Annotated in this window: 11 protein-coding genes and 1 other RNA gene; 6 read left to right on the top strand and 6 right to left on the bottom strand. The window is 60.7% G+C overall.

All coding sequences use genetic code 11. From position 1 onward, the window contains the following. Positions 1-79 precede the first annotated feature (79 nt). An RNA gene (gene rnpB, locus BFN10_RS20455) (RNase P RNA component class A) lies at positions 80-433 on the bottom strand. A gap of 96 nt (positions 434-529) precedes the next feature. Next, positions 530-1,435, bottom strand: a complete 906-nt coding sequence (gene rsmI, locus BFN10_RS20450) for a 16S rRNA (cytidine(1402)-2'-O)-methyltransferase (protein ID WP_162276395.1) — start codon at positions 1,433-1,435, stop codon at positions 530-532. A gap of 176 nt (positions 1,436-1,611) precedes the next feature. Between rsmI and BFN10_RS20445 the strand changes: the two genes are divergently transcribed. From BFN10_RS20445 to BFN10_RS20430, 4 genes are all read left to right on the top strand, one after another. After that, complete coding sequence (locus BFN10_RS20445; protein ID WP_071491180.1) at positions 1,612-3,423, top strand: penicillin-binding protein activator; 1,812 nt, start codon at positions 1,612-1,614, stop codon at positions 3,421-3,423. Continuing rightward, on the top strand, positions 3,423-3,794 hold the full coding sequence (locus tag BFN10_RS20440; protein WP_071491179.1) for a YraN family protein: 372 nt from the start codon (positions 3,423-3,425) through the stop codon (positions 3,792-3,794). Before BFN10_RS20445 ends, BFN10_RS20440 begins: the two co-directional genes overlap by 1 nt. A gap of 92 nt (positions 3,795-3,886) precedes the next feature. Next, the gene (locus BFN10_RS20435; RefSeq protein ID WP_007904374.1) at positions 3,887-4,480 is read left to right on the top strand and encodes a phosphoheptose isomerase; all 594 of its coding nucleotides are present in this window, start codon (positions 3,887-3,889) and stop codon (positions 4,478-4,480) included. Next, positions 4,477-5,058, top strand: coding sequence for a BON domain-containing protein (locus tag BFN10_RS20430; RefSeq protein ID WP_012722284.1), 582 nt, complete (start codon positions 4,477-4,479; stop codon positions 5,056-5,058). The genes BFN10_RS20435 and BFN10_RS20430 overlap by 4 nt, the downstream gene beginning before the upstream one ends. A gap of 61 nt (positions 5,059-5,119) precedes the next feature. Here the strand turns inward: BFN10_RS20430 and BFN10_RS20425 are convergent, their stop codons facing one another. Then, positions 5,120-5,893: a YiaD family glycine zipper/OmpA-like lipoprotein gene (locus tag BFN10_RS20425; RefSeq protein ID WP_058422961.1), complete on the bottom strand. Its 774-nt coding sequence runs from the start codon at positions 5,891-5,893 to the stop codon at positions 5,120-5,122. A 191-nt stretch (positions 5,894-6,084) separates the two neighbouring features. Then, positions 6,085-6,729 carry an MBL fold metallo-hydrolase gene (locus tag BFN10_RS20420; RefSeq protein WP_071491178.1) on the bottom strand — a complete coding sequence of 215 codons (645 nt, stop codon included), beginning with the start codon at positions 6,727-6,729 and terminating at the stop codon, positions 6,085-6,087. Positions 6,730-6,866: 137 nt separating this feature from the next. Here BFN10_RS20420 and BFN10_RS20415 point away from each other — a divergent pair, with 137 nt between their 5' ends. Both BFN10_RS20415 and BFN10_RS20410 read left to right on the top strand, forming a co-directional pair. After that, on the top strand, positions 6,867-7,334 hold the full coding sequence (locus BFN10_RS20415) for a helix-turn-helix domain-containing protein (RefSeq protein ID WP_071491177.1): 468 nt from the start codon (positions 6,867-6,869) through the stop codon (positions 7,332-7,334). Then, the gene (locus BFN10_RS20410) at positions 7,334-8,605 is read left to right on the top strand and encodes a type II toxin-antitoxin system HipA family toxin (RefSeq protein ID WP_071491176.1); all 1,272 of its coding nucleotides are present in this window, start codon (positions 7,334-7,336) and stop codon (positions 8,603-8,605) included. Before BFN10_RS20415 ends, BFN10_RS20410 begins: the two co-directional genes overlap by 1 nt. Here BFN10_RS20410 and BFN10_RS20405 read toward each other — a convergent pair. Both BFN10_RS20405 and BFN10_RS20400 read right to left on the bottom strand, forming a co-directional pair. After that, on the bottom strand, positions 8,602-11,331 hold the full coding sequence (locus BFN10_RS20405) for a winged helix-turn-helix domain-containing protein (protein ID WP_071491175.1): 2,730 nt from the start codon (positions 11,329-11,331) through the stop codon (positions 8,602-8,604). The genes BFN10_RS20410 and BFN10_RS20405 overlap by 4 nt on opposite strands. A 240-nt stretch (positions 11,332-11,571) precedes the next feature. Continuing rightward, a complete protein-coding gene (locus BFN10_RS20400; RefSeq protein WP_025855569.1) occupies positions 11,572-12,936 on the bottom strand; it encodes a DUF1329 domain-containing protein in 1,365 nt (454 codons plus the stop codon). Between the last annotated feature and the right edge of the window lie 25 nt (positions 12,937-12,961).

Below are 12,961 nucleotides of genomic sequence, written 5' to 3'. Positions count from 1 at the left end.
CATCTGCCAATGATTCGGCAGGGAGGGATTCTTGCGTTACTACCGGGTTTCTGCTCGAGATTCGGACAGAAGGAAAAAGGTGGAGAGTCGATCTATAAGCCGGGTTCTGTCTTGAACAGTCATTCGTCTACGATGGCCATCACTGGACATCTTTAGCAACCTACCCGGTCCCAGCGCGGGCCACGCCTTGGGACCCTATTTGGTCTTGCTCCAAGTGGGGTTTACCTAGCCACGAACTGTTGCCAGTCGTGCGGTGCGCTCTTACCGCACCTTTTCACCCTTACCGGCACCGAAGTGCTTAGGCGGTTATTTTCTGTGGCACTTTCCGTAGGCTCACGCCTCCCAGGCATTACCTGGCACTTCGCCCTATGGAGCCCGGACTTTCCTCCCCCCCCTAATTTTCATAGAGGGCAGCGACTGTCCAATCGACTCTCCGCCGCGCAGGTTAACGGCACGACGGACTTAGGACAAGTAATAAAAGTTCAGAATTGCCATCACGTTCAGACGGAATACCGCTTTAACCCTGGAACTATTCGCCTTTTTGTTTATCCAGCGCCGCTTGATACAAGAGGTTCTTGCGCACCCCTGTGATTTCCGCCGCCAGGGCGGCCGCACGCTTGAGGGGCATCTCCTTGAGCAGCAGGTCCAGGATGCGCATGGCCTCGCTGCCCACCGCATCTTCGTCCTCAGGCGCGGCCCAGCCTGCGACCAGCACCACACACTCGCCGCGCTGCTGATTGCTGTCGCCTTCGACAAACGCACGCAACTCTTCCAGCGGCAGACCCTTGAGGGTTTCGAAGGTCTTGGTCAGCTCACGCCCCAGCAGTGCCAGGCGCGCGCCGCCAAATACCAGCTCCATGTCCTGCAGGCATTCGAGGATGCGATGGGGGGCTTCATAGAAGATCAAGGTGCGCGGCTCTTCCTTTAACGCTTGCAGCCGCGCACGTCGCCCAACGGCCTTGGCCGGCAGGAAACCCTCGAAAATAAAACGGTCGGACGGCAGACCCGCCGCCGACAACGCCGCAATCAGCGCGCACGCTCCCGGAACAGGCACTACATTGATACCAGCGGCCCGCGCCTGGCGCACCAGATGGTAGCCTGGGTCGGAGATCAGGGGTGTACCCGCGTCGGAGATCAGCGCCACATCATCGCCGGCCAGCAGCCGCACGATAAAACGGCTGCCTTCTTCGCGCTCGTTGTGTTCGTGGCACGCGGCTAATGGCGTGCTGATACCAAAATGCTGCATCAAACGCTGGGAGTGCCGTGTGTCCTCCGCCGCGATCAATTTAACCTCGCGCAACACTTTCAGTGCCCGCGCACTGATGTCGTCCAGGTTGCCAATGGGCGTCGCCACGACAAAAAGCGAGCCTGCAGTGGAATTCAAAGGACCTGGAGCAGTCAAAACGCACACCTCGATGATTGGCAAAAGCGACATTGTAGCGCGTAGGCGCCTTGAAAATATGCCATCACCGCCGATGCCTTTTCAGCCGTTTAACGCCAGTTGCAACATTTGCACGACCTAATTCGACGGTTTCACGCCAGTAACATCGCGCCTGGGCCAGTGCTTGGGTACAATTCCACGCTAATTTGATCGGTATCAGGAACACTTACATGATCGCTTGCCTGCGGCTGCTCTCCGCCCTCTGCCTCGCTGCCTTATTGGCCGCGTGCGCCAGCTCGCCCTCGTCCAGCCTTGGCGACCTTCCACGGACCCCGGACGCCAGTATCGAGCAACTGCTCGAACAGGCCACTACCGCCAAGACGCCAGAAAAGGCCGCGTTGCTGCGCCTGAGTGCGGCAGACATGGCCTACAAGCAGAACAACCCTGGGCGTTCGTCGCAGATTCTTGCGCAAGTGCCCCTGGATGTCCTCAAGCCCGCCGCGCAAGTATTTGCCAGCACCCTGGCTGCCGAACTGGCCATGACGCGCAACCAGCCCAAGGCGGCGCTGACTGCCTTGAGCCACCCGAGCCTGCAAAACCTGAAGGACCTGCCGCCTGAACAGCAGATCCGCACCGCCAGCGTGCACGCCCGCGCTTATGAAGCCGACGGCCAGACCCTGGCTGCCGCCCGGGAACGTGTCGCCATGGCCCCACTGCTCACGGGTGATGCCGCCAACAACAACCACGAAGCCATCTGGGCGTTGATTGCCGCCGTGCCGGCCGAACAGCTGCAAGCCAGCGGCAATCCGGTGCTGGATGGTTGGATCACCCTGGCGCAGTCGGTCAAGGGCGCCGGTACGCTGGAGCAGCAACAGGCGGCCATCGACACCTGGCGCGCACAGAATCCGGGCCACCCGGCTGCCGTGCAATTGCCAACGCCGCTGACCAAGCTCAAGGAACTGGCCAGCCAGCCTCTGAACAAGATCGCCCTGCTGCTGCCACAGGACGGCCCGCTGGCCTCCGTCGGCAAAGCGCTGCGTGAAGGTTTCATGGCGGCGCACTACCAGGCCGAACAAGCGGGGCAGAAGCCGCCGGTCATCGAGTTCTATGACAGCTCACGCCTGACCTCCCTCGACGACTTCTACGCCAAGGCCCAGGCCGCCGGCGTGCAATTGGTGGTCGGCCCGCTGGAGAAGCCCCTGGTCAAACAGCTCAGTGCCCGCCCGCAATTGCCGATCACCACCCTGGCGTTGAACTACAGCGAGACTGATCGCAGCCCGGCGCAACTGTTCCAGTTCGGCCTGGCCGCTGAAGACGAAGCCCGCGAAGTGTCGCGCCGCGCCCGTGCCGACGGCCTGCATCGCGCCGCAGCCATGGTTCCGCGTGGCGAATGGGGTGAGCGTGTCTACAAAGCCTTCCGCCAGGACTGGGAAGCCAATGGCGGCCAGGTCATGGGGGTTGAGTATGTCGATCAGCCCGTCGCCCTCGCCCAGCAAATTGCCGATCTGTTCCAGCTGCGCAAAAGCGAAGGCCGCGCCAAGAGCCTGCAAAGCACCGTCGGCACCGATGTCGCCGCGCAGCCGTCGCGTCGCCAGGACATCGAGTTCATCTTCCTGGCCGTGACACCGCAACTGGCCCAGCAGATCAAGCCGACCCTGAACTTCCAATATGCCGGCGACGTGCCGGTATACGCCACGTCCCACGTGTTCAGCGCCAGCGGCGACAAGAACCAGTACCTGGACATGACCAACGTGATGTTTTGCGAAACACCGTGGTTGCTCAACACTACCGACCCACTGCGCAACCAGGTAGCCGCACAATGGCCACAAGCCAATGGCAGCCTCGGCCGCCTGTACGCGATGGGCGTCGACGCCTACCGCCTGGCGCCGCGCCTGGGGCAACTCAAGGCGCTGCCAGACACCCGTGTCGACGGCCTGTCGGGCAACCTGGGTATCAGCGCCAACCAGCGCGTTGATCGCCAGATGCCTTGGGCCAAGTTTGTCGGCGGCGAGATCCAGCGCCTGCCGGACACTCCGCGCTGATGCCCGAGCGGTCCACTGCACAAAGCGGCAAGGACGCCGAACTGCAAGCCCTGAAGTATTTGCAACAACAAGGTCTGCGCCTGCTGGCGCAGAACTGGTTATGTAAACGCGGTGAGCTTGATCTGGTCATGCTTGACGGCGATACAGTAGTATTCGTCGAAGTCCGCTACAGAAAACACGCACAATGGGGTGGCGCGCTCGCCAGTATCGACGGGCGCAAGCGTCAGAAGCTGATACTCGCCGCGCAGTTTTTCCTGCAAAAAGAGCATCGCTGGGCCGACGCCCCCTGCCGTTTCGATGTGGTTGCCATAGAAAGCACACCGTCTGGTCAGGCTGATCTGAACTGGCTCAAGAATGCCTTCGACAGCTGATTCGCCGGACATCTTCACCACACACTTTTGCTCTTTGCTTTGCGGGCTGCACATTCCTGTGCCAAACAGCCGCGCTACTTAAGGTCACACAGATGGACATGCAATCCCGAATTCGCCAGCTTTTCCAGGCCAGTATCGACACCAAGCAACAGGCGATGGACGTACTTGCACCGCACATCGAGCAAGCCAGTCAGGTCATGGTCAACGCCTTGCTCAACGAGGGCAAAATGCTTTCGTGCGGCAACGGCGGTTCGGCCGGCGATGCCCAGCATTTTTCGTCCGAGCTGCTCAACCGCTTCGAGCGTGAGCGCCCAAGCCTGCCAGCCATTGCCTTGACCACCGACTCGTCGACGATCACCTCGATTGCCAACGACTACAGCTACAACGAAATCTTCTCCAAGCAGATTCGCGCCCTGGGTCAACCGGGTGACGTGCTGCTGGCGATTTCCACCAGCGGCAACTCGGCGAATATTATTCAAGCGATCCAGGCCGCACATGATCGCGAAATGATTGTCGTAGCATTGACCGGGCGCGATGGCGGCGGCATGGCCTCACTGCTGTTGCCTGAAGACGTGGAAATTCGTGTCCCGGCCAATGTCACCGCACGTATCCAGGAAGTCCACCTGCTGGCGATCCATTGCCTGTGCGATCTGATCGACAGCCAACTGTTTGGGAGTGAAGAATGACCGTTAACCGCCTCAGCCTTTTGGCCATCACCCTGTGCCTCGCTATCAGCGGCTGCAGCACGGCCATCACCGCGACACGTGACACCCCTATTCAGGATGACAAGGGCACCCGCACTTTCGGCAGCAAGATCGATGACTCGCTGATCGAAACCAAGGTCGAGGTCAACGTTGCCAAGGCCGCGCCAGACCTGGGCAATGGCGCTTCGCGCATCGTCGTGACCAGCTTCAACGGCGTCGTACTGCTCGCTGGCCAGACGCCACGCGCCGACCTCAAGGCCCAGGCCGAGCAAGCCGCCGCTGCCGTGCAGCGCGTAAAGAAAGTGCATAACGAATTGCAGGTGATGGACCCGATCACCCTGCTGGCCATCAGCAACGACGCCCTGCTGACCACCAAGATCAAGGCGCAGATGCTCACCGATAACGCGATCCCTGGTTCGCGAATCAAGGTCGTGACCGACAATGGTATCGTCTACCTGATGGGCCTGCTGACCCAGGCCGAAGCCACTCGCGCAGCCAACCTGGTGCAAGGTGTGTCCGGCGTGCAGAAAATCGTGAAGGTGTTCGAATACATCGATTGATGTAATCACGCAGCCACAAAAAAGGGCGCCTTTCACAGGCGCCCTTTTTATTAGCGAATGTTTACTGGTACTGCGAGTACGGGTTGCCCTGGAACTGGTTGTTCTGCTGTGGCGCCTGTTGCTGAGCACCTGGCTGGCCGTACTGCTGGCCCGGGATCGGACCGAGGTTGACTTCCACCCGACGGTTCTGGGCGCGGCCGTTGACGTCGGCGTTGCTGGCAATCGGGTTATCCGGGCCGGCACCGCGTGCGCTCAGGTTGGCACCGTTGACGCCCTGGGACGTCAGGTAGTTGGCCACGCTCTGCGCACGACGCTGGGACAGGTCCATGTTCAACTGACGGCTGCCCGTACTGTCGGTGTAACCGACGATCTGGATCGTGTTCTGGTTGAACTGCTTGAGCGAGTTGGCCAGGTTGTTCAACGGCTGGTAGAAGCTGCTGGAGATCGCGTCCGAGTTGGTGGCGAAGGTGATGTTGCCCGGCATGATCAGCTTGATCTGGTCGCCCTGGCGCTGAACTTCAACCCCGGTATTGGCCATGCTCTCGCGCAGTTTCTTTTCCTGCTGATCGGCGTAGTAGCCGTAACCTGCTGCGCCGGCACCTGCAACCACGGCACCGATCAGCGCGCCCTTGCCACGGTTGTTGTGGTCGATGGCCGCACCCGCCAGTGCACCGGCCAGGGCACCCAGGCCGCCGTACTTGGCGGTCTTGCTCATACCGCCGGATTCATTACTCGCCTGTCCCTGGCTGCTGCCGTCATAAGGATTAGGTGATGCGCAGCCGGACAACAGGGCTACGGCGGTAGCAACAACAAGCAGACGACGCGAAGTGAACATGAAGGAAGCTCCTACTTTTGCATTCTATGGTGCAAAGGACATTGGCAATGGACCTGTGCCGAGTTTGGAACACGACAAACGGCAAAAATTCCGTCGCTACAGCAACCGTAGCAGACGCACGCTGAACACGACCTGAGTTTTTGCTGCAACGTTTGCCTCTGACAGAACAGCCCTACCCGGCAATTAATCTGTCACGCCCGTACAAAAGGGTTCTCACGCATTTCATCACCCAGTCGAGTATCCGGGCCGTGCCCGGTCACCACGGTCGCCCCCTCATCCAGCGTGTATAGCCGCTGCTTGATCGAACGCACTATAGTCGCCTGGTCGCCGCCCCACAAATCCGTACGCCCGATACCACGTCGGAACAGGGTGTCGCCAGCAATCAGCAGCTTGGCATCGGCAAACCAGAAGCTCATCGAGCCCGGCGTATGCCCCGGGGTGTGCAGTGCCACGCCACACCCGCAGGCCAACTCTTCATCATGTTCCAGCCAGCGGTCTGGCGAAGGCACCGGGGTGTAGGGCACGCGAAACATCTGGCATTGCATTTCCAGATTATCCCAAAGGAATTGATCCTCTTTGTGCAAGTGCAAGGTGGCACCGGTCTTCTCCTTCAACTGGCCGGACGCCAGGAAGTGATCCAGATGGGCATGGGTATGGATGATACTGACCACCTTGAGGCCCAGGGCATCGAGCCGCGCCAGGATCAGCTCATGGTTGCCGCCCGGGTCGACCACGATGGCCTTTTTGCTGATGGGGTCGCCGATGATGGTGCAGTTGCACTGCAAGGGGCCTACGGGGAAGGTTTCGCGAATCAGCGTGGGAGCCGTGAGCGTCATGGGTGAGCCTCTGAATCGTGATCAATGCAATTAAACTATAGTTCCGAGCCCTGTATCGCCAGAATAATTGCACTTTACAAAGAAATATAAGTGCTATTATTTTTGCACTTCGCATCAAAAAGTGCAGGAATAATAGCATGGCAAAAAAAATCGCCCCATTGCTACCCACTACCGAGCACCTGCTTTCGGATTTCGGCGAGCGGATCAAACTTGCGCGCCTGCGCCGAAAAATCACTGCCAAGCAAGCAGCTGAGCGCGCCGGCATGTCCCAGATGACACTTCGAGCCTTGGAGCGCGGCTCTTCAGGAAGCACGATGGGTGCTTACCTGGCGATATTGCAGGTGCTGGGCCTCGAAAAAGACCTGAACGCCGTCGCAGCGGACGATGAACTGGGTCGACATCTGCAGGATGCAACACTGCTAACGGGCAAGGCATCAGCGTCGCGCAGGAATAAGCCGATGGAGTCAGAGAAAGTTACAAGAAACAAAGCCATCGCCCGCAAGAAGCCACTACCGTCAAAGCCTACGCCCCCTCCCGACAAGGGCACGATCAGCAGCGACGCACTGGCCGCACTGATCCCACCACGGCAAAGGACAGACACGTAATGACCATGATTGGGGTTTATGCCGACTGGGAAGGTATCGACGGCCCCCGGCGCCTTGGTTGGCTGCACGCAAGAAAAACCCGGATGACCGAAAAGTTCGAGTACGAAAGCGACCCTCTGGCATTGCAAGACCGGGCGCTGAACGCCGTTCGGATCGACCCGGGCATCGGCCCCTATGCAGGCGCTCAGTTCCCTGTTGAGGGGCGAAACATGTTTGGTGTCTTCAGCGACTCCTGCCCGGATCGCTGGGGGCGATTGCTGATGAAACGACGCCTGGAACGCGACATCCGCGACGGACTATACGACGCGAATACTCGGCTCGGCGAGTCGGACTATCTGCTTGGCGTACACGATCTCTTTCGCGCCGGCGCCCTACGCTACCGGCTGAACGATACCGGCAGTTTTCTCGATGATCAGGACACCATTGCCGCGCCGCCTTTTGTCGAGCTGCATACGCTGGAAAGAGCCAGTCGCGAGCTGGAAAACGACCCGGATAATCGGGCCCCAGAAGGCCGGCAATGGCTACGCATGTTGATTGCACCCGGCGGCTCCCTCGGCGGTGCACGCCCGAAAGCCAGCGTCGCCGACCACGACAACCATCTATGGATCGCCAAATTTCCCTCAACCCGCGACACCTACGATGTGGGCGGCTGGGAGCTGGTCGTCAACGCCCTGGCCAAGGCCTGCGGCCTGAAGGTCGCCTCTGCGATCGGCAAGCGCTATGCCAGCGAGTTTCATTGCTTCATGGTCAAACGTTTCGACCGGACGGCTGCAGGCGGCCGTCTGCACTTTGCATCCGCCATGACGCTCACTGGCCGAGTCGATGGTGACGACGCCAGCTCGGGCGCTAGCTACCTGGAGCTGGCTGAAGTGCTGATGCGCAGCGGCTCGAATACCAACCAGGATCTGCAAGAGCTGTGGACGCGCATCGTGTTCAATATCCTGGTTTCAAACACCGACGACCACTTGCGTAATCATGGCTTTATCCTGGAGCCAGGCAACGGATGGCGCCTTTCGGATGCGTATGACTTGAATCCCACGCCACTGGGAGATGGCCTGAAACTCAATATTACCGAATACGACAATGCGCTGGATCTGGAACTGGCGAGAGAAGTCGCCGGTTTCTTCCGTGTGAACCTCGGGAAGGCGGATGAAATCATCGCTGACTGCATCAACTCAGTCAGCCATTGGAGGACCGTGGCTCAGGCGGTTGGTCTTTCACTGCGAGAACAAGACTACATGGCTGCGGCTTTCGCAAAAGCCCAGGCCTAGCCGATCAACCTCAGCTCCTGCGCCCGTGCCACCGCCTGAGTGCGCCGCTCAACGCCCAGCTTGCTGTTGATGTGGCTGGCGTGGGTCTTGACCGTGTGCAGGGAGATAAACAGCCGATTACTGATCTCCTGATTGGAACAGCCCTGAGCGATCAGTTGCAGCACCGCCAGCTCCCGTGTGCTCAAGGCTTCATGGGTCGATACTGTCTCCACCACCGAGGCGACGGGCAACAGCGCCAGCAGGCTCTCGTTCAAGAGGCCGTGGGGATCTCTGGCGAGTTGCTCGCGCATCCAGTCCGGGTGGTTTTCCAGCAGACGCTGGAAGGGTTGCAACGCGCCACCGGCCCCCGCCTCCAGCGCCTGTGCCAACAGCGGACGCGCCTTGGCCTCCTGGCCGCTCTCCAACAGTAAATGCGCCTGCTGGGTCAGTGCCATGAGGGCGATCATCTGACGCCCGCTGTTATGCGCCTGCTGCGCCAGTTCATCAAGGCGTTGCAGCGCCGCAGCGGGCTGGTGGCGCGTGGCGTCCAACGCAGCCTGTTGCAACCCGATATGCTGGGGCAGGTGCGGATGGAATTCTGGCGCGGCGGCGGCGTGTTCGCCGTTATAGGTCTGCCCCAGGCGGGTCAGCCAGGCGTCAGCCAGGTCGGTGCGGCCCTGGGCCAACCACAGCTCGCACTTGATCAGGGTAATCATCGCCAGGTAGTAGATCGGTGGCACGTCCCAGATATGCATCAGGCGCTCCGCCTCGGCAAGCTCGGCGAATGCCGTGGCGAATTGACCCCGACGCCCTTCGAAACTGGCGATCACGCAATGACCGATCAACACGCTGATATCGCGGCAAGCCCGGGCTTCGGCGAGACCGGCGCGCAAGCGAGCGAGACCGGCTTCAGGCTGGAGGCGCACCAACAGCAAAAAACCTTCGTAGAGCGACAACCGCGCACGCACCGCGTACAAGCGCTGCGGCGCCAGGCCATGCAGGCGCTGCAAGCCCTGGCGCACTTCATCCAGGGAACGCAGGATTTCACCGCGCGCCTGCAACACCCGCGCACGGTCATAATGGGCCAGGGCCTCGAACAACGGGTTGCCGACCCGCTGCGCCAGTTCCAGGGATTCGCGATTCAAACCACGGGCGCGCCATAGGTCGGCATCGACGATGGCCAAGTTGGAGAGCGTCGACAGGCACATCAGGCGCTGGCCGTAACGCCGTTGCGGCAGGCTTTCCAACGCTTCGCTGCAATAGCGTTGGGTCAACTCACGATCCCCCCTGCCTCGGGCGATGATCCCGCTGAGCGCCAGCCACTGGGCCAGCATCGACTTTTGCGCGGTGGCCGACGGTGCCGGCAGGAAGCGACTGAGGTAACTGGACAATTCTTCCGCCGCGTCCAACTGGCAAGCCAGGCCCAACGCCCAGCTGTACAGCACGATCAAACGTGGCGTGCTGATCAGCAGACTGTCGGGCAGGTCCATTTTCCAGCGCAGCAACATGCCCACGTTTTGCTCGGCCAGCAGTTGTTCTTCGGACAGGTTCTGTACCAGGTTGGCCGCCACATCCAGGTGGCCGGCGCGCAACGCCTGTTCCACCGCCTCATCGATCAAGCCCTGGGCGTTGAACCAGCGGCACGCACGCAGGTGCAGGCTGGCGGCCGGCAGTACATGGCTGCTGGCGCGCCGTGTGCGCAGCAGGTCGGAAAACAGATGGTGATAACGGTACCAGTGGCCCTGCTCGTCCAGCGGCACCAGAAAGACTTGGTGGGCTTGCAGGTAACGCAGGATTTCGGCGCTGTCGTGGGCTTCACGCACAGCATCACAGAGTTCGCTGCAAAAACGATCCTGCGGGGCTGTATCGTACAAAAACGCCTGTACTTCGGCCGGCAGACAGTCGATCACTTCTTCAAGCAGATAGTCGCGGATCAGCCCTTCCCCGCCATTCAGGCTTTGCGGCAAGGTGCCGTCGCTACCGGCCTCGGAGGCGGCCAGCAACCAGAAGCGCAGGCCGGCGACCCAGCCTTCGCTGCGGCGAATCAGGTTGTCGAGGGCTTCGCCGCGCAGGGAGTTGCTGTGGCGATCCAGCACCGCCAGGGATTCGTCGTGCGTCAGGCGCAGGTCCTGTTCATTCAGTTCCAGCAGGTGGCGCGATAGACGCAGGCGCGCCAGATGCCAGTCCGGACGTTGGCGACTGGTGACCATCACCACCAGGCCATCGGGCAGATGATTGAGGAAAAACTGCAGGCAGCGGTCAAGCACCGGCCCCTGGGCCAGGTGATAGTCATCCAGTACCAGCAACAGCGGCGCACGGGTGGACAGGTGCGCGGCCAGCTCGTCGAGCAGGCCGTCCAACCATTCTTCAAAGGCAAAGGGTTGGTGACGCTGGCGCATTTTCAGCAAGCCCAGGGACTGGGCGCCGAGTTGCGTGAAGAATTGCTGCAAACCATCGAGCAGACGCTCGAGGAAACGACCGGGGTCGTTGTCCCGCGGACTCAGGCCCAGCCACAGGCTTTGCCAATGGGCCGGCAAGCTCTGGCAGAACTCCACCGCCAACGAACTCTTGCCGAACCCGGCCGGCGCGCTGACCAGCAACAGGCGCCCGTCCAGCCCGGCGCTCAGGCGTTCGCACAAGCGCGGTCGCAGCACGTAGCCGTCAGGCAGGGGTGGCCTGTAGAAGCGACCTTCCAGGGTCGGGATTACCGCACTGGCAGGCCCTTGGATTCGGGACAGATCAGTCATCGCCGGGCTCTTGTAGAAGGCTGTGGTCGGCATTGCAGATGTCCGCAGACTAGCGGTAAAAGCGGCGGGTTTGTAGATCTTTGCTACAAATGACTGAAAAAGAACTGCGACAAAAAATGTGGGAGGAAGCTTGCCCCCGATGGCGGCGGATCAGTCAATGCACTGTTTGACTGTCACACCGCTATCGGGGGCAAGTCGAATCGTCGCACCGCCCCTCCCACATTGAGTTACGCGTGCAGCTTAGCGAACACCATCCTGGCGCAGGGCCGCCGGGGTGAAGTCGCTGGTGGTCGCAGTGAAGCCGAAGTCATACGCCTGCTTCTCTTCGTTCTTCATGCCCAGTGCCAGGTAGCGGCCGGACTGCAGATCGTAGAGGGTTTCCAGGGCGTACCACGGCACTTGCTTGTCGTAGTAGTTCTCGGCATGGGCTTCGGCGACACGCCACAGTTGGCCACGGCCGTCGTAGTGGTCAATGACCGCTGCTTGCCAGGTGTCTTCGTCGATGAAGAAGTCACGCTTGGCGTAAATGTGGCGCTGGCCTTCCTTCAAGGTCGCGACCACGTGCCAGACACGGCGCAGCTCGTAGCGAGCCAGGTCCTGGTTGATGTGGCCGGCCTTGATGATGTCGGCGTACTTGAGCTTGGGATCGTCGATCTTGTAGCTGTTGGAGGCGATGTAGATCTCTTTCTTGCCTTCCAGCTTCCAGTCGTAGCGATCCGGCGCACCGTTGTACATGTCGAGGTTGTCGGAGGTACGCAAGCCGTCGGCCGCAGTACCCGGGCCGTCATAGGACACTTGCGGCGCCCGGCGCACACGGCGCTGGCCGGCGTTGTAGACCCACGCCGAACGCGGTTCCTTCACCTGGTCCAGGGTTTCGTGCACCAGCAGCACACCACCGGCCAGACGCGCTGGCGCGGTCACTTGTTGCTTGAAGTAGAACAGCACGTTGCCCGGGTTTTTCGGGTCGAAGTCTTTCATCTTGTCGCGGAACACAAATTGGTCGCGGAAGTACACCAGGCTGTAGGAACCGTTGGTTTGCGGCGTGGCCTGGGTCACCAGGCGGGTCACGCTGCCACCGCGATAGCGGGTGATGTGGTTCCAGATCACCTCGACGCCGCTTTTGGGAATCGGAAACGGCACGGCGGTTTCAAAGTTTTCCAGGCCGTTGCCGCCGGACACCAGGTTGGTGGTGGTGGCGTTCTTCTTGATGGCCGCAAACACATCCGCCGGCACTGTGGCGCCGCGATGGGTCGGGTAGACCGGCATCTTGAAGGTTTCCGGGTAGCGCTTGAACATCGCGTACTGCCCCGGCGCCAGCTTGTCCTTGTACTGCTCGACGTTCGCTGCGGTGATGGTGAATTGCGGTTGCTCACTGGCGTACGGGTTAGCCAGGAACCCACGGGCGTCGACGGCGCCGGCGTTGGTGGGCAGTGGCGACCACTTTGGAATGGTGCCGGCAGCGTTGCCGGCCATTTCGGCGCCCATCGGGGTCAGGGTCGTGCCCAGCTTGGCGGCTTCATCCGCCGAGACTGCCGCCATGACGTTGCTCGCCAGGATCGACAGCCCAAGCACACCCACGTGCAACAGACTTTTGGTTATTTTCATGTTCTGGTCTTCCTGAAATGCGTGT

Source organism: Pseudomonas extremorientalis, assembly GCF_001870465.1.
Lineage (GTDB): Bacteria > Pseudomonadota > Gammaproteobacteria > Pseudomonadales > Pseudomonadaceae > Aquipseudomonas > Aquipseudomonas extremorientalis.
Note: the sequence above shows the minus strand (reverse complement) of the source record. Positions and strands in the feature narration are given on the sequence as shown.